At 60.1% G+C, this 25,691-nt stretch carries 20 protein-coding genes; 11 read left to right on the plus strand and 9 right to left on the minus strand.

What is annotated here, in order from left to right:
* Positions 1–60: 60 nt before the first annotated feature.
* The 3 genes from PQR40_RS26680 to PQR40_RS26690 form a co-directional block, all read right to left on the minus strand.
* Positions 61–1,755 (minus strand): FAD-binding oxidoreductase, encoded by a 1,695-nt coding sequence (locus tag PQR40_RS26680; RefSeq protein WP_408237729.1) that lies wholly within the window; start codon positions 1,753–1,755, stop codon positions 61–63.
* A gap of 129 nt (positions 1,756–1,884) precedes the next feature.
* A complete protein-coding gene (locus tag PQR40_RS26685; protein ID WP_408237726.1) occupies positions 1,885–3,348 on the minus strand; it encodes an FAD-binding oxidoreductase in 1,464 nt (487 codons plus the stop codon).
* A gap of 3 nt (positions 3,349–3,351) precedes the next feature.
* Entirely contained in the window at positions 3,352–4,659 is a 1,308-nt protein-coding gene (locus tag PQR40_RS26690) for a (Fe-S)-binding protein (protein WP_408237723.1), read from the minus strand.
* A 765-nt stretch (positions 4,660–5,424) separates the two neighbouring features.
* On the opposite strand from PQR40_RS26690, the gene PQR40_RS26695 reads away from it, so the two are divergent.
* The 4 genes from PQR40_RS26695 to PQR40_RS26710 all read left to right on the plus strand — a co-directional run bounded on the left by PQR40_RS26695 (position 5,425) and on the right by PQR40_RS26710 (position 10,779).
* On the plus strand, positions 5,425–7,080 hold the full coding sequence (locus PQR40_RS26695) for an AMP-binding protein (RefSeq protein WP_408510184.1): 1,656 nt from the start codon (positions 5,425–5,427) through the stop codon (positions 7,078–7,080).
* A 225-nt stretch (positions 7,081–7,305) separates the two neighbouring features.
* Positions 7,306–7,971 (plus strand): OmpW/AlkL family protein, encoded by a 666-nt coding sequence (locus PQR40_RS26700; protein ID WP_408510185.1) that lies wholly within the window; start codon positions 7,306–7,308, stop codon positions 7,969–7,971.
* Positions 7,972–7,996: 25 nt separating this feature from the next.
* A complete protein-coding gene (locus tag PQR40_RS26705) occupies positions 7,997–8,461 on the plus strand; it encodes a (2Fe-2S)-binding protein (protein WP_408237815.1) in 465 nt (154 codons plus the stop codon).
* Positions 8,458–10,779: a xanthine dehydrogenase family protein molybdopterin-binding subunit gene (locus PQR40_RS26710; RefSeq protein WP_408510186.1), complete on the plus strand. Its 2,322-nt coding sequence runs from the start codon at positions 8,458–8,460 to the stop codon at positions 10,777–10,779. Before PQR40_RS26705 ends, PQR40_RS26710 begins: the two co-directional genes overlap by 4 nt.
* Before the next feature lie 45 nt (positions 10,780–10,824).
* On the opposite strand, the gene PQR40_RS26715 is transcribed toward PQR40_RS26710, so the two are convergent.
* Positions 10,825–11,457: a TetR/AcrR family transcriptional regulator gene (locus tag PQR40_RS26715; RefSeq protein WP_408510187.1), complete on the minus strand. Its 633-nt coding sequence runs from the start codon at positions 11,455–11,457 to the stop codon at positions 10,825–10,827.
* A gap of 359 nt (positions 11,458–11,816) precedes the next feature.
* Between PQR40_RS26715 and PQR40_RS26720 the strand changes: the two genes are divergently transcribed.
* From PQR40_RS26720 to PQR40_RS26750, 7 genes are read left to right on the plus strand one after another with little or no spacing between them, the layout of a single operon-like run.
* On the plus strand, positions 11,817–12,650 hold the full coding sequence (locus PQR40_RS26720; protein WP_408510188.1) for an SDR family oxidoreductase: 834 nt from the start codon (positions 11,817–11,819) through the stop codon (positions 12,648–12,650).
* Positions 12,651–12,658: 8 nt separating this feature from the next.
* On the plus strand, positions 12,659–13,519 hold the full coding sequence (locus tag PQR40_RS26725) for an SDR family oxidoreductase (RefSeq protein ID WP_408237705.1): 861 nt from the start codon (positions 12,659–12,661) through the stop codon (positions 13,517–13,519).
* A 2-nt stretch (positions 13,520–13,521) separates the two neighbouring features.
* Positions 13,522–15,138 carry an acyl-CoA carboxylase subunit beta gene (locus PQR40_RS26730; RefSeq protein WP_408510189.1) on the plus strand — a complete coding sequence of 539 codons (1,617 nt, stop codon included), beginning with the start codon at positions 13,522–13,524 and terminating at the stop codon, positions 15,136–15,138.
* 13 nt (positions 15,139–15,151) lie between these two features.
* Positions 15,152–16,303: an acyl-CoA dehydrogenase family protein gene (locus tag PQR40_RS26735; protein WP_408510190.1), complete on the plus strand. Its 1,152-nt coding sequence runs from the start codon at positions 15,152–15,154 to the stop codon at positions 16,301–16,303.
* 4 nt (positions 16,304–16,307) lie between these two features.
* Complete coding sequence (locus PQR40_RS26740; RefSeq protein ID WP_408510191.1) at positions 16,308–17,150, plus strand: enoyl-CoA hydratase/isomerase family protein; 843 nt, start codon at positions 16,308–16,310, stop codon at positions 17,148–17,150.
* A complete protein-coding gene (locus PQR40_RS26745) occupies positions 17,147–19,153 on the plus strand; it encodes an acetyl/propionyl/methylcrotonyl-CoA carboxylase subunit alpha (protein WP_408510192.1) in 2,007 nt (668 codons plus the stop codon). Before PQR40_RS26740 ends, PQR40_RS26745 begins: the two co-directional genes overlap by 4 nt.
* 33 nt (positions 19,154–19,186) lie before the next feature.
* Positions 19,187–20,071 (plus strand): beta-keto acid cleavage family enzyme, encoded by an 885-nt coding sequence (locus tag PQR40_RS26750; protein ID WP_408510193.1) that lies wholly within the window; start codon positions 19,187–19,189, stop codon positions 20,069–20,071.
* 264 nt (positions 20,072–20,335) lie between these two features.
* Here PQR40_RS26750 and PQR40_RS26755 read toward each other — a convergent pair whose 3' ends face one another.
* The 5 genes from PQR40_RS26755 to PQR40_RS26775 all read right to left on the minus strand — a co-directional run bounded on the left by PQR40_RS26755 (position 20,336) and on the right by PQR40_RS26775 (position 25,670).
* Complete coding sequence (locus PQR40_RS26755; protein WP_408237688.1) at positions 20,336–20,623, minus strand: DUF1330 domain-containing protein; 288 nt, start codon at positions 20,621–20,623, stop codon at positions 20,336–20,338.
* A gap of 478 nt (positions 20,624–21,101) precedes the next feature.
* Positions 21,102–22,160 (minus strand): porin, encoded by a 1,059-nt coding sequence (locus PQR40_RS26760; protein WP_408510194.1) that lies wholly within the window; start codon positions 22,158–22,160, stop codon positions 21,102–21,104.
* A gap of 156 nt (positions 22,161–22,316) precedes the next feature.
* Positions 22,317–23,717, minus strand: coding sequence for an MFS transporter (locus PQR40_RS26765; protein ID WP_408510195.1), 1,401 nt, complete (start codon positions 23,715–23,717; stop codon positions 22,317–22,319).
* 48 nt (positions 23,718–23,765) lie between these two features.
* Positions 23,766–24,590 (minus strand): alpha/beta fold hydrolase, encoded by an 825-nt coding sequence (locus tag PQR40_RS26770; RefSeq protein WP_408237679.1) that lies wholly within the window; start codon positions 24,588–24,590, stop codon positions 23,766–23,768.
* Between the two features lie 54 nt (positions 24,591–24,644).
* The gene (locus PQR40_RS26775) at positions 24,645–25,670 is read right to left on the minus strand and encodes an aldo/keto reductase (RefSeq protein ID WP_408510196.1); all 1,026 of its coding nucleotides are present in this window, start codon (positions 25,668–25,670) and stop codon (positions 24,645–24,647) included.
* Between the last annotated feature and the right edge of the window lie 21 nt (positions 25,671–25,691).

Here is a 25,691-nt window from a genome sequence, read left to right on the forward strand (position 1 = left end):
GTATGAGCGCGGATCGGTCAAACTACCGCCTGTTTGCAAACAGGCGGGCTGCCGCTCATCTCACGCTTTGCCGGGATCGATGTACATGCCAGGGTCACTGGCAGTGTGCGGGTCCAGCGCCTTTTTGATCTTCACCATCCACTCGTGATAATTACTGCAGTGAGGTCCATACTGTCGATTTCTGACATCCCCCGCCGCAAGCAGCCCAAGGCCATACCCATCCTTAATTGCCACCTCGTGGGCATCGTCGCTATAAGACAGGAACGCGCGCACGGACTTGCGCGAACTCGGGGTGTACATGGCCAACGCCTCCATGTAGCCCAGGTGCCCATTCTCGTAGGTGCCGCCGATGCCACCCTGACCACCATCGTCGATAAGTCCGCCTGCATCGATGTACTTCTGCCGCAAGCCGTCTGAACATGCTCCCTCGCTAACCCCTTTGTCCCAGGTGTCCAGCGAGCCCATGAGGGTGAAGAAGGAATTAGGCATCGGGTAGGCGCCCTGCAGATTGATCGCGTGCCGCAGGAGGAACATAAAAAGTTCGGAAATAATATGTTGCTTCTCGGCAGAATTTCTACTCCCACCATTGGCTAGCCCACCTAACCAGCGTACTAACCGCAATGGATTGTTGAGTGCCTTGATAAACGGCGCGATCTTCTTGAGCTGTTCGATCGAGGGCTGGACCCCGACAGGCATGCTGGCACCATCCACCTCTTTGACAATCTGCCTGATTGCTTCTTTCTTCCAATCGAACTCTCGCTGACTGTGGCCGATCACCGCAACGATCAGGGAATTCTTGGTCATCTTCTGGAAGAATCCAGTCGACATCACCTCCTCCACCTTGCTCCAGTCGCTGCCACCGCCAATGTAGGCGGACTGGAAAACCGGCAGGTGGCAATCTGCATAAGCGATCTCGGCCTCGCCAAGCTTGTAACCAATGTCTTTCAACGCTTGCTCGGTCGGGCAAGCGAGCATGAAGAATCCCATGTTGCTCGGCAGCGGATCGCGCAAGTAGTAGTGGGGATTGCTGCCAACAATTTCCGGCTGGGGCGGGCCGTCCCACTTGTACAACTTCACCGCCGCTTTGGTATAAACGCCCAGGCCGCCGAGGGCCCCCCATTGGCCTCTGAGAATGCCGCGCATCGACGGCCCCGGACCTTCCGCGGAGAACCACCCCGCTCCATGACCGGCACTGCCAAGGGTAATGATCTCGCCCGCCGGGGAGACCCATTCGGCGCCCATGTAGTTACGCCCGCTATAGCCGAGACCTGGCCCGGAGAATCCGTAGCCCCAACCTGAGGTCGTTGACGCCAGCACGGAAGATGTACCCCCACAGGACACGACATTGACGTTCAAACCCAGTTTCCAGAGCTCGGTTTGCAACCGGATAGCCTTGACGTAGGGTTCCACGACGGCGATCTGGTTCTTTACGTCGATGTCGATGATCTTGTTCATCCGCTTCAGATCGATCTGGATGACACCTTCCCGGGACACGGCACTTTCTGGTCCTAGCCCAGTCGACAACGGTTTCACCATCAGTCCCGTCTTGTTGCAGAAACGAACCAGCTCTGCAATTTCTTGTGCCGTGGCCGGCGTCACTACCGCGGTAGGTCGCGGCAACCACGGTGACTTCCCTCCGGTTGTCCATTCAGGATTCCGATGGATCGAATAGGTATCGGTGCAGCACGGTTCGTCGGTGACCCATTGTGGTCCAACGATATCCTGAACTGCCTTCATCTGGTCACTAGTCAGCATGGTCTATTCCTTAGGAACTTAACGGCCTGATCAGTTCCATTTCTGCCTCAACGTCGAAGCGGGGCTCAAGGTTTACTGTGCAGCCTGAAGCACTCGACGCGATGGAACTCGTACACATCACCCCATCCTCTATAGGCCGAACTTGCCCGGATTGAGAATTCGATTGGGATCGAAGAGCGACTTGATAGTTTTCACGAACTCGAAGTTCCCCGGATTCGCCTGGAAGACAATATTCTGTGCTTCTCCATAAGGGCGACTGAAGTAAGCGCCGACAGCCGCTAATTGTTTGACAGCTTCACTTTCGAAGGCTGCAATCCGGGCCACGTCAGCAGGCTTGGTCGGATCGTAAGGGACCATGAATTCGATATGGCATCCATGATTCTGAACGATCGGCTGCACATAAACGCCCAAGGCTTCCGGATCGATCTGGTGCTTACCAGCCAACGCCTCGATGGTCTGGATAAAGTGAGGCGCGCGGTCAAGCGTCGTCAGGAAGAAAGTTGACAGGCAGTGCCCCTGCAGATCACGCCGCCAGTCACGCTCTCCGCAGTCTTTGCGTGCCGCGTCGAGAAGATCTCTTGCAGCCAGCCCGCCAAGGCCCTCGTCCATCTTTAGCCCGTGCAGTTTTGCCTTTTCGCTAATGTCGGCGTATTGCTGGATTACGCGCTGTCTCGGCAGCCGTTCGAACCCCGCAATATTCTGCAAGCACAGATAGCTGGGGAGACTTGCCCGCACCGATTTGTACTCGACCTTGCGGACCGCACTTATCAACATGGCAGCAGCTGTTCGATTCAGCAGCAGGCAATGGTCCCCAAGCCAGGGGCGTTGCACGTCGTAGACGAACGGAATCAGCTTCTCCAGCCTGTCCGAACCGAGTAGTTGCGGCTTCTCGATCGAAGGTTTTAGCTCTGTTCGTATAGTGATCCATGAAATGATGCCCATGCACCCCTGTGCCCCCGAGAGCACCCGCACGAAGTCGGTTTGACCTGGACCCTGAGACGATTTTTGCGCGCCGCCGACTTTGCGCTGCACCTCAAGGGAGCCGGGGCCGCCTCCCGATCCGGTACGGAAGAGGTCGCCCGTGCCGAACAGGAATTCGCTGCTGGCCATCGGATCCATAGGATCCCATTGCCTGTTCGGCCAGGTAGTGGGTTCCCGATCCAACACCGCCGCGATCACACTTTTACCTCGTCTGGGCGCGAGCGGCATGGACACCATCATGCCCTGCGGCTCGAGCGCGGCCGATAACTCGGCGTAGGTCACGCCGGGCTCGATCATCGCCACACGATTTCTTCGGTCGACGCGCAGAATCTCTTTCCATCCCGACAAGTCGAGCATGGCGTGGTTTTCGCCGCACGAGATGCCACCTTTGACGTGTGCACCCTCCGAAGAGACAGGAACCAATGCAGTTCCTCGCGCGTTGGCATCGGCGAGAATCGCCTGAAGATCGAGCACGTCTTTAGGAACAATCACCCCAGCCGGCTTGATGCCTTGATCGAGCAATGGATTTTCCGTTCTATAGGCGGACAGATCCTTCCGGGCGGCGACGGCACCAGGGCTCCTCTGCCCGCGCTCAACGGTAGTCTCAGTCATAGGCTAGTTCTCCAATCCCGATGCCGAAAACACCAGGTCAATGATGTCGGCAATCTGCATGGTCTGTGTGGCGCCGTCACTGGATTGCTGGGACTTCGTCAAGTGTGACTCGCATTTTCGGCACGCGGAGACGATGATATCCGCGCCTACATCGCGAGCTTCCTCGACACGATTCTTGCCGGCCCCATAGGCCATTTCCGGCGCAACGTCCGCAGCACCGCCACCAGCGCCGCAGCATAATCCGTACTCACGGATCCGATGCATCTCCACGAACTCAAGACCGGGTATGGCCTTGAGCAGATCTCGCGGCGCATCGTATACACCACTGGCGCCCGTATTGACCTTCTTCGGCGGGTCCCAGGTTCTGAGTTGCTTCAAGGAAACCTGGCGCACTCCGTGATAATTGACGGGTGACTCACTCTGCCGACCGAGAAAGCAAGGGTCGTGGTAAGTCACTTTCCGCTTTAGCGGCTTCGATAGCCGAAGCCGCTTGCTTTTGACCAGAGAGTCAAGCATCTCCGTAGCATGCAATATCTGCGTGGAGAAAGGATGCGCATATTCCGGATACTTGGAACGGAGCGTGCCCATGCAAGTACCCGATAGCGTCACGATCGTCTTGATGCCAACCTCGCTCAATTCACCGAACAAGTCGATGTTGGCGTTGGCAATTCTGGTGAAATCGTCACGGTAGCCACGGCTGTAGGCCGGGTATCCGCAACAAGGTTCAGCCGTCCCGAGGACACCAACGTTCAAGCCCGCCGCAAGGAGCAGCTTTGCCAGTTTGCGAGCCGTAGATTTGTCGACCTCTGCATCTCCATCACAACCTGCATAAAGCAGGACCTCGGCCTCTTCTTCCGGCACGAGGCGGAGATTTAGTCCATTTGCCCAAGCCGGCAACTGCGGTCGTTCAGATGGAAATGCGTCGTAACGCTTCAGGGACTTAACAGTGTCCGTATGGACCTGCGGGGCCAAGCCTTTTTCGACCATGTGCTCCCGCATAGCCATGTTCACGAGATGCCGCTCAGAATCCATGATGAACTTGCACGCAGTATCGCAATAGCCACAGGCATCGCAGGCAAATACGATATCTGCCATCGCCTTATTGGCCTCGACGCGGCCATCAATCAGGGCGAGCGCCATGATCGACCTTCCACCGCCCGAATAGGCATGGTTGTGATAATGCATGGACGACGGGCACTGGTCCATATAGTCGCCGTCCTTGACGACCGGCAAGGGGACCATCTTGCAATGTCCACAATGAATGCATGTGGACGCGTCGTACCGTAGATTGATCAACCTGTCTAAGCCCATACCTGTCCTCCTCCATTTAATTTCGAGTTCTCAAATCTGAAGTACGACACCCTGACGCGTGCAAGCGTAGTCATGGAAAACGGCATCGACCGCTACCTCTGCGCCTGCCCCGGCGGTGAGGACAGCGTTGTCTTCCAGAGATGTCATGGATGTGTCTCGAGTATTGTTTTAGCGATAGTCAGCCTATCTTAGCGTGGTATTTTTAATAAATCAATCGGTTGATTTATTTATGGGAAATTTGCAGCTGGATGTACTGTCCGGAACGACGAATGGGTGATTGATACACGACACGAACGTGCTGTGTTTGACGATCTGGCTACTCCTTGGATTTCGAGCACGCTGATGCGCCAGGCGGTGCGAGGCGGCAGACCGAACGCTGAAGAAATCTGCCGGCCACATCGGCTCACCGTGCGCGCGCACCCTGCGTTTCATGCAGCCAACCCAACCAGAAGTTGCTTGAAAAATAATCAATCAACCGATTGATTTATTAAAAATGCTGCGCTAGGATTGCCCACTATCAGGACAAGAATATTCGAGACATAGCCATGACATCCTTGCACGGCAAGACAGCCTTCATCCCTGGCACCTCTCGCGGAGATGCCCTGACGATGGTCAGGAGTGCCACGGCCGGTCGACATTTGCGGCAACGCGCGCACTGCGACGGCAATCCACGTGCGTCGAACAACAGCACGGCACAACTAAACTGACATGCTACGGTGCGAGGAACGTTGAGCAACCTTCCCACACAAGGAGACACAGTTGATCATGCTCGATTCGGAAAACCTGCCGTTAGCCCGCCTTTATCATTGGGAGCGGGAACGTGCCGCGGAACCTTACCTGATTCAGCCGATGGAAAATGGCGAGGTGCGCAGCCTGACCTGGGCTGAAGCCGTCGGCGAAGCCCGCCGCATGGCAGCCTACCTCCGCTCGTTGGCATTGCCGCCGAAATCGAATATCGCGATCCTGTCGAAGAATTGCGCGCACTGGTTGCTGGCCGATTTTGCAATCATGATGAGCGGTCACGTTTCGGTTCCACTGTATCCGACTCTCACCGCCGACTCGGTGCGCTCGGTGCTCGAGCACAGCGAAGCGCGCGTGGTGTTCGTCGGCAAGCTCGATCTCTGGCCGGCGATGCGAGCAGGTGTGCCTCACGGGGCGCATTGCATCGGTTTCCCCTACCTCGCACCGGAGGTCTTCGACGGGCCACGCTGGGACGACATCATGCGCGACACTGCGCCGCTCACGGAAACCGTGCATCGCGAGCCGGACGAACTGGCGACGATCGTCTACACGTCGGGCACGACCGGCGAGCCGAAAGGCGTGATGCACACGTTCGGTTCGCTCGGCTGGTGCGCGGAACCGCTGTTCGATGTGATGTCGTTCAGCCCCGCCGACCGGATGATTTCATACTTGCCGTTGTCACATGTGGCCGAGCGCGCGTATGTCGAGATGCTGTCTGTGCGCTGCGGCTTCGCCGTCTACTTCAGCGAATCGCTCGAGAGTTTCAATGCCGACCTGCAGCGCGCACGGCCGACATTCTTTCTCTCCGTGCCACGGCTGTGGGCCAAATTCAGGAGCGCGATCGTCGGGCGTCTGCCGCCCGGACCTATTCCCGAACATCTGAAGCCGACCATCCTGCAACAGTTGGGCCTCGACCAGATCCGCCTCGCCGGTAGTGCGGCGGCCGCTCTCGAGCCCGAACTGCTCGTCTGGTATCGCGACCTCGGGCTCGAACTGCTGGAGGGGTATGGAATGAGCGAAATATGCGGCCTGTCGCATACCAGTTCGCTCGGCAAGACCCGTCCGGGCTATGTCGGCAAGCCGGTTGGCGGCATCGAGAGCCGTCTGTCTGACATCGGTGAGATCGAGATCCGCTCGCCGGCCAATACGACCGGCTACTACAGGCGCCCCGATCTGAGCGCGGCGCTGTTCACCGACGACGGCTTCATCCGCACTGGCGACAAAGGCGAACTGGACGAAGAAGGTCATCTGAAGATTGCTGGCCGCATCAAGGAAATCTTCAAGACTACGAAAGGTAAGTACGTCGCGCCCGGCCCCATCGAAAGCCGGTTCGCGATGCATCCTTATGTCGAAGCGTGCTGTGTCGTGGGTGAGGGCCTGCCGCAGCCCTGCGCACTCGTCGCGCTCTCCGAAGAAGGCCGCCGTCTGAGCGGGAACGGGCGCCGCAGCACGCTCACCGTGTCGCTCGCGGAGCATCTCGAGCAGATCAACCGTGCGCTCGACGAACACGAAAAGATGCGCTTCGTCGTAGTCGTCGATGCGATCTGGGACGAAGCCAGCGGCCTCGTCACGCCCACTTTCAAGATTCGCCGCGGTCGCGTCGAGGATCGCTACACGTCGCGGCTCAATCACTGGTACGCGCTGCGGACGCCTGTGGTCTGGGAGGCGGAATCGATCTGAATACCAGCGGACCGGTCGTGCAACACCGGTCCGCACGATGCGGCCGACGCGCCCACCTACCGAGGAGACCCAGCGACCATCATTCCTACCTGAATCAGATTGACCCGCAGCTGAATTTTCGAAACCACAAATAACTATGGACGGAGACTCGAAATGGCAAGGCATTGGGAAAATTCAATAAAATTAGTACTCTTAATTAGTATTACTATTGCAACCTCGCACAGGGTGTATGCACAAAGCGCCGGCAACACGGTCGCCAGTTTCGGCTGGGTACATATCAGCCCCATCAGCAGTAGCGATCCACTCACCGTGACAAGCATCGCCGGCCACCCGGTTAATGAACCGAAGGAAGGAACCGGGGCAGACGCAACGAATGCCGATACCGTCGGCGTGGGCCTCGAACACTACTTCACCGACAACATCGGTGTATCGATGCTGGGCGGCTATCCGACCTACATGAATCTCAAAGGCAGCGGAACGCTGGCCAGCTATGGAGTCCTCGGTAAAGGCCGGCCCTGGTCGCCGCAACTGATCTTCAACTACCACTTCATGTCAGCAGACAGCAAGTTCCGGCCGTTCGCGGGAATCGGCGTGGCCTACACGTGGTACACCAATGCGAAGATCACCAACCAGTCGTTCGTTACCAGTCTCGTCGGACCCGGTGGTTCGGCCAGCGCCAAGGCGTCCAGTTCATGGGATCCGGTCTTCCAGGTCGGTGCGAACTATCGGTTCGCACAGCACTGGACGGCAGGCGTGACCGTGATGTACATCCCCACTTCCACCAACTTGACACTGACCGCCCGAACCGCAACAGGAACGGAGATCGTCGCCAATACAAAGGTCCGCGTGCGGCCGATCATCACGTTCCTCAACGTGGCGTATATCTTCTGAACACGCGCGACGGGAGCACGTCATGATCGACATCGATGTGAACGGCACCCGCCGCGCGGTCGATTGCGAGGCCGCGACACCGCTGCTGTGGGTGCTGCGGGATCATCTGAATCTGACCGGCACACGGTTCGGCTGCGGCATCGGCGCATGCGGCGCTTGCACTGTCCACATGGACGGCGCCGCGGTTCGCTCGTGCGTGCTGCCGGTCAGTGCGATCGCGGACAGACGCGTCACGACGATCGAAGCGCTCGGCGCCGGCGATGCACATCCGCTGCAACGCGCATGGATCGAACTGCAGGTTCCGCAATGCGGCTACTGTCAATCAGGCATGCTGATGGCCGCCGCGGCATTGCTGGCCGCAACGCCCACGCCATCGGATGCACAGATCGATGCGGCGATCACCAACGTCTGCCGTTGCGGCACATATCCGCGCATACGCGCGGCGATCCGGCTCGCCGCCGTGTCGCCGGTGTCTGCCCCCTCGCCATGAGCTCGACGAAGCAGCGTCCCGCTGGCGGCACAGAACATCCTCGGAATAAGCAGCGGCGGCGTTTCCTGCTCGGTGCGCTAGGCGTGACGGGCGCGCTTGTGATTGGCTGGGGGGTAGTCCCGCCGAGAAGCCGCACGGGCGTCCCGGACATGTTTCCCGCATCGCCCGGTCAGATCGCCCTCAACGGCTGGATCAAGATCGGCACGGACGGAACGGTAACCGTGGCCGTGCCGCCAGTCGAAATGGGGCAGGGTATCGATACCGCGTTTGCGATGCTGGTCGCGGAAGAGCTGGGCGTGCCGCTCGATCGGGTTCGCACGCAGACGGTCACCCGGGAGCGGATCTACGGAAACGTCGCCGCGCTGGTGGATTCGCTGCCGATCCATCCGGACGACGACGGCAAGCCGTGGGCGCGCGCACTGCGCTGGATGCTCGCAAAATCCGCGCGGGAACTGGGCCTCATCATCACGGCGAGCAGCAGCAGCGTCGCCGATGCATGGCAGCCGCTGCGCGAGGCGGCGGCGAGCGCGCGCACTATCCTGGTCGAGGCCGCGGCGCGCAACTGGAACGTCGATCCCGGCGCGGTCTCGATTCGCGACGGCATGATCATCGGGCCGGATGAACGTCGCCTGCCCATCGAACATCTCGCGGGTGACGCGTCCCGACTGCGACCTCCCTCGTCGGTAACGCTCAAGCCCGCTTCGTCCTATACGTTGCTCGGCACACCCGCGCCACGCGTCGATGTCGCGCCGAAAACCGACGGCAGCGCTGTGTTCGCACTCGACGTCCGGCCACCAGGACTACGCTACGCAGCGGTATCGCTCTGCCCGAAATTCGGCGGTACGCTCGCGCGCTTCCGCGAATCAGCCGTGCGCGCGATGCCGGGCGTGGTCGCGGTCGTGCGCCTCGATGGTCTGTCAGGCGGACCATGTGGCATCGCGGTGATCGGGGAGCATTACTGGCAGGCGCGCCAGGCCCTCGACAGCGCGTCCCCGACGTGGAACGAGGGACCGCATGCAACGCTCGACAGTGACCGGATCGACGCCGTGCTCTCGGCCGAACTCGCAGGCCCGCGCGACGGCATCACCTATCGCACGCAGGGCGACGGCCTCCATGCATTCGACGACAGCCGCGGTGGCTCCGTGATCGAAGCGGAGTATCGCGTGCCCTACCTCGCCCATGCGGCGATGGAACCGACCAACTGCACCGCGCAGGTGAGCGGCGGCCGCGTCCGTCTGTGGGCACCAACCCAGGCGGCGACGCTCGCGCGCCTGGTCGCAGCCCGCGTAGCCGGCGTCAGTGGCGACCAGGTCGATATCGAGGTGCCGTTCATCGGCGGTGGCTTTGGGCGGCGCGCCGAATCTGATTTCGTCGCACAGGCGGTCAGCGTTGCCCTGCACGCAAACGGCCGGCCGGTCCAGGTGATCTGGTCGCGCGAAGACGACTTGCGCCACGACTTCTATCGGCCGCAAGTGCACGCGCGACTACGCGCACGCATTGATGGGACGACGCCCATCGCCATCGCGTCGCGCAGCGTCGGCCAGTCGATTCTCGCGCAGGAACTCGGAAGAACCTTCGGAGCACCCGGTATCGGCCTCGACCGATACACCACGGAGGGCATGTTCGACATGCCCTACGAATTCGCGCATCAGCACGTTGCGCATCTGAACGTCGATCTGCCGGTGCCGATCGGCTTCTGGCGCAGCGTCGGCCATTCGTACAACGCGTTCTTTCTCGAGTGCTTCGTCGATGAAATAGCCGCCGCGGCAGGCCGCGACCCGCTGGAATTGCGGCGCGCCCTACTGCGCGCTCACCCGCGTCACGTTCGCGTGCTCGACGCCGCGGCGCAGGCCGCCGGCATTGAAGGGTCAATGCCAGCGGCGTCCGGTGACGGCAGGCAAGCTTACGGCATCGCAATGCACGCGTCGTTCGGCTCCGTTGCCGCACAGGTCGCCGAGGTTTCGCTGCAGGACGGCCAGGTGCGGGTTCACAGGATCGTCTGTGCGATCGACTGCGGCTTCGTCGTCAATCCGCAGATCGTGGGTCAGCAGGTAGAAAGTGGTGTGATCTTCGGCTTGAGCGCCGCATTGTATGGCGACATCCGGATTGCGGGTGGACAGGTCGTGCAATCGAACTTCACCGATTACCCCGTCGTAACGATGGCGAGCGCCCCGCTCATCGAGACACATCTCATTGCCAGTGCCGAGCCCCCCTCCGGCGTCGGCGAGGTGGCCGTTCCGCCCGTTGCGCCGGCCGTCGCAAATGCGCTCTATCGCTTGACGGGCAAGCGTATCAGACGCTTGCCCATACTCCTCTGATGCGCGCGAGCCGCTACCGACCCGACTGCCAAGGATAGAGAGCGACTATTTTTTCTTTTTCTTAGCCTCAGTCCGCAACAAAAACTGGACGGCGTAATCAGTCAGTTCGTCAAACTTCAGCGGCCCTTCGGACTGATACCACTGCATCATCCAGTTCAGCGCGCCGAACATCATCAAACGATCGATGGGCGTTGGCGTCGCCCATTCGCCTGACGCATGCAGTCGGGCAATCACACCATCCCAGATCGCCTCATACCGGTCCTTCAGTTCGAGGACCTTCTTACGCATATCCTTGTTGACCGACGTCCACTCACGCAGCAGGACCGGAATAAAATCGTAATCGGGAGACACCAAGGTTTTTACGTGGGCCTGCACCAGCGCGCGAAAGGCCTCGCGCGGCGAAAGATTATCGACATCGAGCGCCTCGATACGCTCAAGTGCGCTTGCCAGCCCCTCCTCCATCACCGCGACCAGAATGTCCTGTTTGGTCTTGAAGTAGTAGAACCAGCTGCCGGCCTGGACACCGGCTGCGGCCGCAATGTCGCGCACAGTTGTGCGTTCGTAGCCCTGCGTACGGAAAAGTTTCGCCGATTTGAGGATCAGCTCGTCGCGCAAGGTCGCACTTTCGCCCTTCGAAGGACGACCGCGTTTGCGCACTGGTTGGGGAATGGCGTTCATAGAACAAGTACTCGGGTTCTCTGCACAGCTGGCGTATTTGACCAGCCCGCCAGCCAAGGAAATTGGGTCATTATCGACCAGTGTACACGGCTTGGAAAGTTGGCCTGCCCATCGCCGTCGCTCATCTTTCGTCTCGCTCACGTATCGCCGAACGATACTTTGCGGCTCGATGTATCCGGGAGTAGACCTGGCCCAGCTCGCACAGCCGGTTTGCATCGACGCCTGATATTGAATGCTTCCAGAGCAGGCGGAGACAATTCCAGAGGATACCCACAAATAAATCAATCAACCGATTGATTTATTAAAAAAGCCACGCTAGGATGATCTCACTTCGAAACAACAACATTCGAGACGTACCCATGACGACCCTGGAAGGCAAGACCGTCTTCATTACCGGCGCCTCTCGCGGCATCGGCCTCGCGATCGGCAAGGCAGCGGCCAGCAAAGGCGCCAACGTGGTGATCGCCGCCAAGACGGCCGAGGTCAATCCAAAGCTGCCAGGTACCATTTATAGCGCCGCCGCAGAAATCGAAGCCGCAGGTGGACGCTGCCTTGCGCTGCAGGTCGACATCCGCGACGAAATGCAGGTTGCGGCGGCAATGCAACAAGCTGCGGCCCATTTCGGTGGCATTGACGCTCTTGTCAACAACGCCAGTGCGATCAGCGTCACCGAAACGGCGCATACGCCGATGAAGAAGTGCGACCTGATGTTCGACGTCAATGTTCGAGGAACCTATGCCTGCACTCAGGCAGCGCTCCCCTACCTGAAGCAGGCGGCCGAACGAGGTAACAATCCACACGTGCTGACGCTCTCTCCGCCGCTCAATCTGAACCCGAAATGGTTTGCGCCGCATGTCGCATACACGATGGCGAAATTCGGCATGAGCCTGTCTGTGCTCGGGCATGCGGGAGAGTTTCGCCCGTGGGGCATCGCAGTCAATGCGCTGTGGCCGCGCACGGTGATTCAGACCGCCGCGCTGCAGATGATTCCGGGCGTTGCGCCCGAAATCTGTCGCACACCCGAGATCATGGCCGATGCCGCCATTCGCATCCTGAGGCTCGATGCGACGACGCAAACCGGCCGGTTCTTCATCGATGAAACGGTACTCGCCGAGCAGGGCGAAACCGATTTCTCCAAGTACGCGGTCGTGCCCGGCACTACCGAGTTTCCCAACGATCTGTTCCTGGACTGAGGAGAACCATGTCCTACCGCTCTCAACTTCGAGCCGGCAGTTTCACTGCCAAAGTAGCGCTCGTGACAGGCGGCGGCAGCGGGATCGGCCGCTGCTGCGCGCATGAGCTTGCCTCGCTCGGCGCACACGTGGTGCTGCTGGGCCGCGATGCGGCAAAGCTCGAGCGCGTTTCGGCGGAAATCCGTCAAGACGGCGGCATCGTCGATGCTGTCGCCTGCGATATCCGCGACGAGGAAGCCGTTCGCCAGTCGATCGCGCAGATCGTCGAGCGGCACGGCCGCATCGATCTGCTGGTCAACAACGCGGGCGGCCAGTTCCCTGCTCCGCTTGAGCACATCAGCGCGAAAGGCTGGCAGGCCGTACTCAATACCAACCTCATGGGCGGATTTCTCGTCGCGCGCGAGTGTTATACACAGTCGATGAAACCACGCCGCACCGGCGCAATCGTGAACATCATCGCCGACATGTGGAACGGCATGCCCGGCATGGGGCATAGCGGCGCCGCACGCGCCGGGATGCTCAACTTCACCGAGACTGCGGCCGCCGAATGGGGGCCGGTGCGCGTCAACGCGGTCGCGCCAGGCTGGATCGCGTCAAGCGGCATGGACACGTACCCCGATGCGATCAAGCCAATGATTCGTAACCTGCCGAAACACGTCCCGCTCGGCAGGATCGGCAACGAGGCGGAAGTCTCAGCCGCGATAACGTTTCTGTTGTCGGACGGCGCGGCGTTTATTAACGGCACTTGCCTGCGCGTCGACGGTGGCGCGCCAAACGCACGTCGTCATTACGCACTTGAACCGACAGAGCCATCGCCTGCATTTGACGGCTTCCATCGCGCGGTGACGCCAGATATCTTCAAGAACTGACCATGCCGGCATTCCACTCCCGTCTCAATACAGCCAGCCCAGTATTTCGCGACAACGTCGAGCATTTACAGACGTTGATCGGCCAGTTGCATACGCTGCAGGAGCGCGCTTCGCTTGAATCGGCAAAGGCGAGGCCGCGCTTCGCGAAGCGCGGCCAGCTACTGCCGCGCGAACGGCTGGCCTTGCTCGTCGACTCCGGCTCGCCCTTTCTCGAACTTGCTGCGCTCGCTGGCTATCTCGTCGGCGAAACCGATCCGGACAAGTCAGTTCCAGGAGCCGGTCTGATCGCGGGCATCGGCTACATCAGCGGCACTCGCTGTCTGATCGTCGTCGCCGATTCCGGCATCGACGCCGGTGCATTGCAGCCGATGGGCCTCGAGAAATTTCAGCGTCTGCAACGAATCGCGCTCGATAACCGCCTGCCCTTCGTGCATCTCGTCGAATCAGCCGGTGCGAACCTGATGCAGTACCGCGTCGAGGAATTCATCAACGGTGGCGGCAACTTCTACCAGTTGGCGCGGCTATCCGCTGCCGGCATCCCGGTCATCACGCTCGTCCACGGTTCATCAACCGCGGGCGGCGCCTATATGCCAGGACTGTCAGACTATGTGGTGATGGTTCGCGATCGCGCAAAGGCGTTTCTGGCAGGTCCGCCCTTGCTGAAGGCTGCAACAGGTGAGATCGCTACCGACGAAGAACTCGGCGGCGCCCTGATGCACGCAAGCACGTCCGGGCTCGCCGAGTACCTGGCCGAGGATGATGCCGACGGCATTCGCATCGTTCGCGAATTGATCGACAAGCTCGACTGGACATCGCGCGAGTCGTCGCTGCCTGTCGGTCCGGACCCTGAGTTGAATCCCGAGGATCTGCTCGGCGTGCTGTCGCGCGACGGTAAAAAACCAACGGACATGCGAGAGGTCATCGCACGCATCGTCGACGCGTCCGATCTGCTCGAATTCCAGCCGCTATACGGTCCAGCGACCGTTTGCGCCCACGCTCGCATACACGGCATCCCAGTTGGCATCATTACGAACAATGGCCCGCTCGATCCGGCGGGCGCCACGAAAGCGACGCATTTCATCCAGAGTTGTTGCCAGAGCGACATCCCTCTTGTCTACCTGCAGAACACGACAGGTTTTATTGTCGGTAAGGACTCCGAGCGTGCCGGGATGATCAAGCACGGTTCGAAGATGATCCAGGCCGTCTCCAACGCGACTGTCCCGCAAATCACGATCCTGTGTGGCTCGGCATTTGGCGCAGGCAACTACGGTATGTGTGGACGCGGATTCAACCCGTCCTTCCTCTTTTCGTGGCCAAATGCCCGCACCGCTGTAATGGGCGCGGAACAGGCTGCCCTCACGATGGCAATCGTCATGGAAGGCACCGCGCGCGCGAAAGGCCTGGAACCCGACACTGAACGCATTGAATCGCTCAGGCAGAAGATCGTCGCCAACTTCGAACGTCAAACACACGCGTTCTATACCTCTGGCCGGATGCTCGACGACGGCGTTATCGATCCGCGCGACACCCGCAAGGTGATCGCCATGACGCTGTCCGTCTGCCGCGATGGTCGCAAGAAAATAGTCAACCCGCTCACGTTCGGCGTGGCGCGCCCCTGATATAGGAGACAACATGCAATTCACCACAGAACACGAGGCGGTCGCACGAACCGTCAAGCGCTTCATCGAAGACGAAGTCAATCCGCATGTCGACGAATGGGAAGAAGCGGGTATCTTTCCTGCGCATGAGGTGTTCAGAAAGCTAGGTCAGTTGGGCATGCTGGGGCTCAGCAAACCGGAAGAATATGGCGGTGGCGGGCTCGACTACAGCTTTGAAATGGTGATGGCTGAAGCAATGGGCGTTTGCCAGGCAGGCGGCGTGCCGCTCGCGATTGGCGTGCAGATGAATATGGCGACTCCGGCGCTCGCACGCTTCGGCTCAGACGCACTGCGCCGCGAGTTTCTCGTGCCGGCGATCACGGGTGAGCAGGTAGCCTGTATTGGCGTCTCCGAACCGGGGGCTGGCTCGGATGTCGCGTCGATTCGCACAACGGCGCGCAAGGACGGCGACGACTACGTCATCAGCGGCACCAAGCTCTGGATTACCAGCGGCACACAAGCCGACTGGATGTGCTGCCTCGCTAACACGTCCGACGGCCTGGCTCATCGTAACAAGTCGTTGATCATCGTGCCGCTGAAATCGAAGGGCGTGCAGATCGAGAAAAAGATCCGCAAAATCGGCATGCACTCCTCGGATACCGCCCAAATTTTCCTCGACGAAGTGCGTGTGCCGCAACGCAATCTGATCGGCGAGGCAGGCAAGGGATTTACCTATCAGATGGTGCAGTTTCAGGAGGAACGTCTGTACGGTGCTGCTGGCGTGTTGCAAGTACTTGACCGGACCATCGACGAAACCATCGACTACACCCGTCAGCGCAAGATTTTTGGCCGACCTGTACTCGACAATCAGGTCGTCCATTTCCGGCTCGCCGAACTCAAGACCGAAGTGGAAGCGCTCCGCGCCCTCACCTATCGCGCTGCCGAGCTTTACATCGGCGGCGGTGACGTAACGGCACTCGCGTCGATGGCCAAGCTCAAGGCCGGCCGCCTGGCGCGCGAGGTCACTGATAGCTGCCTGCAGTTCTGGGGCGGCATGGGTTTCGCATGGGAATCCAGCGTTTCGCGCACTTATCGCGACATGCGCCTGCTTTCGATCGGCGGCGGAGCAGACGAAGTGATGCTCGGGATTATCTGCAAAAAACTCGGCACGTTGCCGAAGGAGTGAACGCATGAGTACGCTCACTTCGCAATCCTCCGCCCCCTTGCTCACCCGGTTCGTCGACGGTGTTGTCTATGCGACGCTCAACCGGCCGGACAAACGCAACGCCCTGAGCGACGATCTTGTGGTCGCTTTGAGCGCCGAGTGTGATCGAGTCGCCGACGACGATAGGGTCCGCGCGTTCGTGCTGCGCGGCGCCGGCGGCACCTTCTGTGCGGGCGGCGACTTCTCCGGCTTCAAGGCGTTGATGCGCGAGCCTGCGCCGTCCGTGGGGCTCGATCCAATCGCACGCTATAACAGGCAATTCGGCGCGTTGCTCGAGAAGCTCGCGGCACTGCCGATGCCGACGATCGCTGTGGTCGAAGGTGCGGCGGCAGGCGGCGGTTGCGGTCTCGCCGCAGCTTGCGACCACGTAATCATGGCAGCCGACGCGCATTTCTCGATGCCCGAAACCACCTTGGGGTTGCCGCCCGCACAAATCGCGCCGTTTATTGTCGCCCGCATCGGCAAAACCCGGGCGCGCTGGCTGATGCTGACCGGTAGGCGCTTATCGGCGGCCGAGGCACTGTACGCGGGCCTGGCCGATGAAACCGCTACCCCGGGCGGGCTCAACATCGTGTTGCAAAGCGAATTGTCACGTGTGCTTGCAGCTGAACCCGTCGCGCAACGCGCGACGAAGCGCATTGTCGCGGACGCCGCCAAACGTGAATTGCCGCTGGTACTCGACGCGGCTGCCGACGCATTCGCAATGGCACTACGATCGGGCACGGTGACCGAGGGACTCGTGGCTCTCGCCGAAAAACGTGCGCCGAGCTGGCGCATCGCAGCGCCCACCACACCGGAACTCTCATGACGGAACGCCGGTTCACACGTCTTCTGATCGCTAATCGAAGCGAAATCGCCGTGCGTGTCGCGCGCACGGCCAAACAGCTTGGTATTACGACTGTCGCCGTCTATTCGGACGCCGATCGCGATAATCCGCACGTCGCGGCCTGCGACACGTCGGTATCGATCGGCGGCACGACACCCGCCGAATCGTATCTCGTCGTCGACAAGCTTATCGACGCAGCAAGGCAAAGCGGCGCCCAGGCGATTCATCCCGGCTACGGCTTCCTGTCCGAGAATGCAACTTTCGCGCGCCGTGTGAGCGAGGCGGGTCTCGTCTTTGTCGGTCCGCCAGCCAGCGCGATCGACGCAATGGGGGACAAGGCCCGCGCGCGCCGCCGCATGGCCGAAGCCGGCATCCCGGTTGTGCCAGGCTACGACGGTGACGATCAAAGCGAAGCCCTTCTCCTCGCTGAGGCTGCACGCATCGGTTTTCCGATCATGGTGAAAGCGTCGGCCGGCGGCGGTGGACGTGGCATGCGCCGCGTCGATACACCCGACGCGTTGCCCGAAGCACTGAAGCTTGCCGTGTCGGAAGCGCAAAAGGCTTTCGGCGATGGACGCATGATCCTCGAGCGAGCCGTCATCGAACCCCGGCACGTCGAGATCCAGGTATTTGCCGACTCGCACGGTAACGTCGTTCATCTTGGCGAACGCGACTGCTCCGTGCAGCGTCGCCATCAGAAGATCGTCGAAGAAGCGCCCTCGCCTGCCGTCGACGAGACATTGCGCAAGCGCATGGGCGACGCGGCGGTCGCCGTCGCCCGCGAAATCGGCTACACCGGCGCGGGCACGGTTGAATTCCTGCTCGATCGCGCAGGACATTTCTATTTCATGGAAATGAATACGCGCCTGCAGGTCGAGCATCCGGTGACGGAGTTCGTTACTGGACAGGATCTCGTCGAATGGCAGTTGCGAGTCGCTCAGGGTGAACCGCTGCCGCTCGCGCAATCGGATATCCGCATCACCGGGCACGCCGTCGAAGTGCGGCTCTGTGCCGAAGATCCAGCCGACGATTTCCTGCCGCGGACCGGCAACGTTCTCGTATGGCGGCCGGGCCCGCATGTGCGCAGCGATCACGCCTTGGCGGACGGCATGTCGATCAGTCCGTTCTACGATTCGATGCTGGGCAAGGTAATCGCACATGGAGGATCACGCATTGAGGCAATCGAGCGGCTCGCCGACGCACTCGATGAGACAGTACTCCTCGGCGTGACGAGCAACCGGCGCTTCCTTTCGCGCGTGCTGCGCCATCCAGCCTTCATCGAAGGCAGTCTGGTTTCGACCGCATTCATCGCGCAACATTTCCCTACCAACGAGAGCCGGATCAACAAGCCCGGACATGTAGCATGGTCGCTGGCCGCATGGCTTTCGGCCGCCGGTACGGATCGCGCCGAGTCGCAAGGACCTGCGTGGCGTGGCTGGCGAAGCGGTGCCGCGCTGCCGGTACCCTGCCGCCTCGCGTGGCTCGGCGCGCGGGCGGAAAATCAGTCCGCGACACGGCGCGGCACCGTGCTGCTCGGCAGTCACTCGGCATGGGTTCGCTTCGACGAAGGCGAGCCGCTCCTCCTCCACGATACGCCGGGACGCCCGGGCGACCTGGCCTCCGTCACAATCGGCGAACGTACGTTCCGCTATCGCCACGCGTGGGAAAACAACCATCTCTGGCTGCACCTGGATGGCGATGACTACCTCTTCGCATCGCATAACCGCGACGGCGCGAAAAGCAGCGACGAGGCCGAGGCCGATGGCATCCTGCGCGCGCCGATGAACGGCCGGGTGATCGCAGTCGACCTCACGGAAGGCCAGACGGTGGAAGCGGGTCAAACCGTGATGGTGCTTGAAGCGATGAAGATGGAACACGCGATTGCAGCGCCGTTCGCCGGCAAAGTGATGTCGATCGGCATACGGACTGGCGAACAGGTCGCGCCTGGACAGATTCTCGCGCAGCTCGAACCATTACCCGGTTAAGCGCAGACGAAATTCAATGCAAGGAAAAATCTCATGAACAAGCCCGTTGTCATCACCTGTGCGTTGAACGGAATTTTCACTGACCCGCAGCAGTTCAATGTCCCTGTCACCCCCGAGCAGATGGCCCGCGAAGCGAGAGGTGCTTACGATGCTGGTGCATCGTGCATGCACATACACTTTCGCCGCCAGGAGGATGGTAAAGGCCATCTGCCGTCGTGGGATCCCGAACTCGCCAGCGAGATCAACCAGGCGATCCGGGAAGCCTGTCCGGGCGTGATTCTTAATCAGACCACTGGCATCATCGGCCCGGACATCGACGGGCCGCTCTCCTGCATCCACGCCATCAAACCGGAAATTGCCGCCTGCAATGCAGGTTCGCTCAACTACCTCAAAGTCAAGACCGATGGCACGTGGGCGTGGCCGCCACTGATGTTCGACAACCCGGTCAAGAAAATCCAGTCGTTTCTCGAGATGATGGAGGAGACCGGCTCAGTGCCCGAATTCGAATGCTTTGACGTCGGCATCGTGCGTTGCGTCGATATGTATGCACGCGCGGGACTCTTCAGGAGCAGGGCCAACTACAACTTCGTGATGGGCGTCGAATCGGGCATGCCTGCTCATCTCGATCTGCTGCCCATTCTGATTGGCCTGCTGCGCCCTGATTCCAACTGGCAGGTGACGGCCATCGGACGGTCGAACATCTGGGCGCTGCATCGTCGTACCGCGGAATTGGGCGGCCAGCTTCGCACCGGCCTCGAAGATACGTTCTACCTGCCGGACGGCGAGCGTGCGACGTCAAATGCGTATCTGATCGATGCGATGGCAAATATCGCACGGGAAGCCGGGCGCGAAATCGCTTCGCCGCGTGAGGCACGGAAAATTCTTGGCGTTCGGGCTGAAGCCAGCAGCCCGGTCTGATGCGGTGGGCTGCGCGGAACTCTGTGAGGTACCCTCGCCTTCCTAGTCGGCCTTCATGTGGCGCACTCACCCAGACGCTTGCGCAAATAGACCATCGAAGGGGTTTCGCACCAGGACGATGCTTGGCGAAACATTGCGCCTGTTGGGGCTGACATTGGGGCGGGTAGCACGTCAAGGCTATGATTGCCTTAACCTCTTCGAGACTACGCCGTAAAAATACCGTGCGGGCGAATCCGCAGTAGGTCTGACCGTCGCCGTCTTTCGTTAGACACCTTCGACGAGAACAGCACGATACTGCCCCCCATTGAAACGGCGCCGTGCGGCTTCCTGATACTCCGGGCTGTCGTACCAGGCACGAGCTTCCGCGGCAGACGGAAACTCCATGATCACGACTCCCTCGGGCGCATCGCCCTCGAGTACCTGCTGAGGTCCATAGGCAGCGAGGATCTTGACCGGGTGACCTTTAAAGGTCTCGCGGACCTTGCTTCGGTAGATGTCGAGCTCGGCCTGATCCTGCGTGCTTTCTAGTGTGAATACAATGTAAGTCGCCATGATTTTTAACTCCGGCAGCGGTGTAAAGGCATATAACATGATGCCACGAAACTGGACAGACAGTCGGCGCGTGGTGTCAACTCAAGTGCCCGGTCGTGGCCCGCGAGAACTACTAGATCCTCATAAGCCGAGGCTCGTACCGGGCTCGACGCACATATCGTTTTTGGCACCCAGGGGACAGGAACTGCGCCTGCAGCGGCGTCTGCCTGCAGTCTGGTTCTGCCCATCGCGTCGCGAGAGGAAATGACTCGCTTTCACACCGCCTCGACCCTTTGCACACGTTCGCGCTTCAAGAAAGCAGACTCCTGGCAGTCTACGAATCCGATCGGGAGCGACTACTCAGTCACCATCTCGCGGGAAGCTCTCTTGTGATCCATCACCGGCCTGACAACTGCGTCCAAGCTATATATCGTGCCGTACATGCTGCCCCGTCGAATGCCCAGGGACCCACAATGCTGGCTGGCGCAGACCGATAGCCTCAAAAGAAATGATGCATACCCACGCGAAACGCCGTCTGGTTCGATCCGTTTGCGGGCGCCAGCAGCGGCATCGCAGCATTGCCGACGCCGGCCGTGCGCTGATACGTGACTTGAGCGTAGACGATGGTGCGCCTCGAAAGTGAGTACACATCTCCTACACCCATTTCGTCATATTGCGTGCCGCCGAGCCATGATACATATCCGCCCATCGTCAAGGAATTCGCGAAGTTGGTGCTGTAGTCAGCACCCAGTTCGACCGTGCGCATTCGCACGGAGTTGGCCACGGCAGCGAGGTTCACCTGCGTGAACACGCCATGAACCTGGAACTTGTCCGTCGCCTTGTATAACGCAGACAGTCCCATGATGTCCTGACGCTGCGCGGTAAAGAGTGCACCGTTGGCAAGCGATTCGCCGAGGAAATGCGTATCCCCCAGACCCGAGACGAGATTGATCACATGGTTTCGCCAACTGCTATACACCGCGGACGCGCGGAACGGTCCCCGAGAATAGACAAGGTCCGCACTGTAGACCCTGCCCGGCTGAGTGCTCGAATCGGCGAAACCGTAAATGCCGTTGGCGCTGAATCCGTCAATAGTCGGCGTGGTGTATTTCACGGAGTTACTGATCGAATCGCCAGTGATGCCCAGATTGTCGAGATTGGCGGGATGGAAAAGATAGAAATTGTATTGCACGCTACCGTTCGAATTGATCCGCAGCGCATCGGTCGCCAGATCTAGTTGGCGACCGAGCGTGAGCGTCCCATACCGAGGACTTGATAACCCGACCCATGCGAACTGGCTGAATGCATCGCCGGCAATCGTCCCCTGGCCAGTGTTGGATTTAAAGCCATTTTGCAGGGCAAAGACAGCGCTCAACTCATCGCCGAGATCTTCCTTACCGCGAACGCCGTAGAAGTCTGGAACAGCAACTGGACCCACCGTGACAGTCCGGCTGCCTTGCGCGTTGGTGTTGAAGGTGATGCCTTCATCGATACTACCGTACAACACGACACTGCTTTGTGCCCGAGCCGATGACCCATATAACAATATATAAAGCACGCCTAAATATATTTTTTTAATCTTCTTCTGTCTCCAAATTTTTTTTTGATATGGATGAAATTGGGCAGCGCGAGCCGCCGCCCTGCCACGGAGGTGCGTCGACGGAGTGACTAACTAGACGCGGCGCGCGCCCTTCGTTATGCGATTGACACTGCCCTACACGTCTTCTGGAAGACGCTTACCGTTGGTCTCAGGCAAGAACGGGGTCAGCGCGACACCAAAGAGGTAGATGAAACCGACGGTCACCGCGGCGTGGCCATATCCTCCGAAACGCGCGATAAGAGTTCCAGCGACGAGCGGCCCGGACCACGCCAGCAGGCGCGGCACGTTGAAGCAAAATGCAATCGCCGTGCCGCGGATACGGGTCGGATATAGCTCCGGAAGCCAGGTCGGCATCCACGTGTATTGCCCGAGACTGAAAAATCCCGTGATGGCGGAAACCAGCAACAGTAGCCCGATATCGTGTGTCCACAGGAACAACACGGGCGTCAACAGAAACGCCATCAGAAAGAACATGAACGTGACGCGCTTGCGGCCGTATGCGTCGGCGAGAAAGCCGAGGCCGACATAGCCGGCAATCGCGCCGACGTTATAAGCCATGCCCGCGAAACTGGCCCAGCGCGCGGCCGGCAGGCCGGCGTGAGCGGCGACCGAACCGATGTACGGCGGCACCCAGGTAGAGATGCCCCACCATCCGAGCGTCGTCGTAAGCGACATAAATACGGCGATCAAGGTCCGGCGACGCAGTGCCGGCACCGAGAACAGATCAACTAGCGTGAAACGGCTCAGCACCTCTTCGTGCGCTGACAGTTCGCCGCCTTTGCGCTTGCGCGCGCGGGTCTGCTTGCGCTTGTCGTTCACGCGCTCCCACTGCTCTGATTCGGGAATGCCCCTTCGCATCCACAGTGTGACGAACCCCGGCAGTACACCCAGCAGATACATGTAGCGCCATGCGTCTTCGCCGGTCTGACTCATAAACAGCCAGACGAGAGACGCGACAAAGAAGCCCATCCCCAGTCCGCATTGCATCAGGCCCGCGCCCTTGCCGCGATGACGATCGGGCCACAGCTCGGCGGTCATGGCCGTCCCCGTTGCCCATTCAGAACCCATTGCCAGTCCAACAACGAAACGCAGGACCGCAAACGACTCCCAGTTCCACGCAAACGCACTCAGACCAGTCGTCAACGAGTAGGCGAGAATAGCCAGCATCATCATCCGCTTACGACCAATATAGTCGGTCAGCACGCCTCCAACGAGTCCACCTATGCCCCACCCCAATAGCGTGAGCGCAATCGTCAGTCCGGCATAGAACGGAATCTGCCCATACATCGCCGGTTCGAGCAACTGGCGCAGCGCAATGCCAACTGTCAAAATCAACGTGTACGTTTCGTATCCGTCGAACAGCCAGCCGAGATTGGACGCGAAGAGCGCACTCCACTGCGCCTTGTTCAGCGAGCGATACCAGACGGGCGAGTGTTCTGCTCCAGGCAAAGCGTCACCTGCCAGAGACGCGGCTTCGGTCGTGCCTCGGCCGGGAGTACCTGCGGAATGTTGCATCAATTGTCTCCATTTGCTTTTTTAATCTTGCGCGTGCTCGCGGTAGCACTAACACGTCAACGCGAGCAGCCTGGCGAGTTCACCGGCGACGACATCCGGCGTTTCCAGCGGCGTTAGGTGACGCGCGTTCGGGATAACTGTGAGCGAGGAACCGGCGATGCCGTCGTGCAACGCCTGCGCCATCGCCACCGGCGCAGCATAATCCTCTTCGCCCACGATCACGCTGCAAGGTACGCGCACCTTTGACAGCAATGCGCGCCCGTCGAACGCCCCGAGCATCCGGCAAGTCGACGCGAACGCCTGCGCGTCGTTGCGAAGAAACGTATCAACGCAGCGTTGCACGATTTCCGGATGCGTCGCACGAAATGCATCGCTAAACCAGCGTGTGATTTGAAATTCGACCAACGGCGTGAGTCCGCCGTGTTCCGCCTTCGTCGCGCGCTCATCCCAGTTTTTAGGCGCCGCTTCACCGTACCACGCAGTCGTATCGATCAGACCGGCCGCACGTGTCAGGCGTGGCCACGTGCCTGCAAACTGCAAGGCAACACAACCACCCATGGACGCACCGGCGACGAGCACATCGTCGAAACGGAATGCGGACACGAGATCGAAGACATCGCGTGCAAACAGTTCGACGGTAAACGGCCCCTCCGTTTTGTCGGATTCGCCGTGTCCACGACAGTCGACGGTGAGCACCAGCGCCTGGGCCGACAGGCGTTCGACGACAGGCTGCCAGAAATGCCGGTCCATCCCGAGCGAATGCAGCAACACCATCCGGATGTCGCTGTCGACGTTGCCATGAAGACCGTACGAGATTCGCGTGCCGTCGCGCACGCGGATATGCCCGGATTTCACGTCATGCAAAGTGTCCATCTGAAACTCTCTCGTCGATTGATTGAAACCTGTACCGCGTAAGCGGCGACGTCTTCACGAATGCCCGATCACGGGGTGCGGTTCATAGGGTGCTTCGAGGAGCGCGACTTCTTCGTCGGTGAGCCAGCCGTCGAGCTCGCTCACGGCCTGTTCGAGGTGTGGCAATTTTGTCGCGCCTACGATCGGTGCCGTCACGCCCTTGTGAAGCAGCCACGCATACGCCAGCGTCGCATTGCTGACATCTTTCTGCTTCGCGAGGTGGGTGAGCCTCTCCAGCACACGCAAGTCGCTTGCGCGGCCGTAGTATTTCTGCGCGACATCATCAGACTGCGCGCGGATCGTCGCGCTACGCGATGCGTCGACGGTGTCCCGGTTGCCCGCAAGAAAACCGCGTGCGAGCGGACTCCACGGAATGACAGCCACGCACTGATCGTGGCACAGCGGGATCATCTCGCGCTCCTCTTCGCGGTACGCCAGGTTGTAGTGGTTCTGCATGCTGATGAACCGCGTCCAGCCGTATTCGCCCGCAATCTGCTGCGCTTTCGCGAACTGCCAGGCGGCCATGCTGCTCGCGCCGAGATAGCGCACCTTGCCGGCTTTCACCACGTCATGCAGTGCTTCCATCGTTTCTTCCAGAGGCGTGCCGGGATCGAACCGGTGAATCTGGTACAGGTCGATATAGTCGGTACCAAGCCGCGTGAGACTGGCGTCCACCGCATGCATGATGTGCTTTCGCGAGAGACCGTCGGCATTGGCCCGCTTAAGCGGCTTCGCGCCACCTGCTGCACCGCCCTTGAAGCCCATCTCGACAGGATAGAAGACCTTGGTCGCGATCACCGCTTCCTCGCGCCGGTAAAACTCGCGAATAAACTTTCCCGTCAACACTTCAGAGTGTCCGGCAGAATACATATCGGCGGTGTCGAAGTAGTTGATGCCCAACTCCACCGCGCGCTGCACGAGCGGCCGCGACTGTGCTTCGTCGAGCACCCACGGACGCCATTCCGATGAGCCGTATGACATCATACCGAGTGCGATTTTCGATACGCTCAGGCCGCTATTGCCCAGTTTGGTGTATTTCATCTTCTCCTCAAGCGCCATATC

This window comes from Paraburkholderia sediminicola, from assembly GCF_046026855.1.
Classification (GTDB): Bacteria; Pseudomonadota; Gammaproteobacteria; order Burkholderiales; family Burkholderiaceae; genus Paraburkholderia; species Paraburkholderia sediminicola_A.

Bases quoted from the DNA above. Each gene is read 5' to 3' on its own strand.
- PQR40_RS26730 (WP_408510189.1), top strand. From the start codon at position 13,522: ATGCCGGCATTCCACTCCCGTCTCAATACAGCCAGCCCAGTATTTCGC.
- PQR40_RS26710 (WP_408510186.1), top strand. From the start codon at position 8,458: ATGAGCTCGACGAAGCAGCGTCCCGCTGGCGGCACAGAACATCCTCGG.
- PQR40_RS26715 (WP_408510187.1), bottom strand. From the start codon at position 11,457: ATGAACGCCATTCCCCAACCAGTGCGCAAACGCGGTCGTCCTTCGAAG.
- PQR40_RS26755 (WP_408237688.1), bottom strand. From the start codon at position 20,623: ATGGCGACTTACATTGTATTCACACTAGAAAGCACGCAGGATCAGGCC.
- PQR40_RS26685 (WP_408237726.1), bottom strand. From the start codon at position 3,348: ATGACTGAGACTACCGTTGAGCGCGGGCAGAGGAGCCCTGGTGCCGTC.
- PQR40_RS26775 (WP_408510196.1), bottom strand. From the start codon at position 25,670: ATGAAATACACCAAACTGGGCAATAGCGGCCTGAGCGTATCGAAAATC.
- PQR40_RS26740 (WP_408510191.1), top strand. From the start codon at position 16,308: ATGAGTACGCTCACTTCGCAATCCTCCGCCCCCTTGCTCACCCGGTTC.
- PQR40_RS26680 (WP_408237729.1), bottom strand. From the start codon at position 1,755: ATGCTGACTAGTGACCAGATGAAGGCAGTTCAGGATATCGTTGGACCA.
- PQR40_RS26745 (WP_408510192.1), top strand. From the start codon at position 17,147: ATGACGGAACGCCGGTTCACACGTCTTCTGATCGCTAATCGAAGCGAA.
- PQR40_RS26695 (WP_408510184.1), top strand. From the start codon at position 5,425: ATGCTCGATTCGGAAAACCTGCCGTTAGCCCGCCTTTATCATTGGGAG.
- PQR40_RS26725 (WP_408237705.1), top strand. From the start codon at position 12,659: ATGTCCTACCGCTCTCAACTTCGAGCCGGCAGTTTCACTGCCAAAGTA.
- PQR40_RS26770 (WP_408237679.1), bottom strand. From the start codon at position 24,590: ATGGACACTTTGCATGACGTGAAATCCGGGCATATCCGCGTGCGCGAC.
- PQR40_RS26720 (WP_408510188.1), top strand. From the start codon at position 11,817: ATGACGACCCTGGAAGGCAAGACCGTCTTCATTACCGGCGCCTCTCGC.
- PQR40_RS26735 (WP_408510190.1), top strand. From the start codon at position 15,152: ATGCAATTCACCACAGAACACGAGGCGGTCGCACGAACCGTCAAGCGC.
- PQR40_RS26750 (WP_408510193.1), top strand. From the start codon at position 19,187: ATGAACAAGCCCGTTGTCATCACCTGTGCGTTGAACGGAATTTTCACT.
- PQR40_RS26690 (WP_408237723.1), bottom strand. From the start codon at position 4,659: ATGGGCTTAGACAGGTTGATCAATCTACGGTACGACGCGTCCACATGC.
- PQR40_RS26765 (WP_408510195.1), bottom strand. From the start codon at position 23,717: ATGCAACATTCCGCAGGTACTCCCGGCCGAGGCACGACCGAAGCCGCG.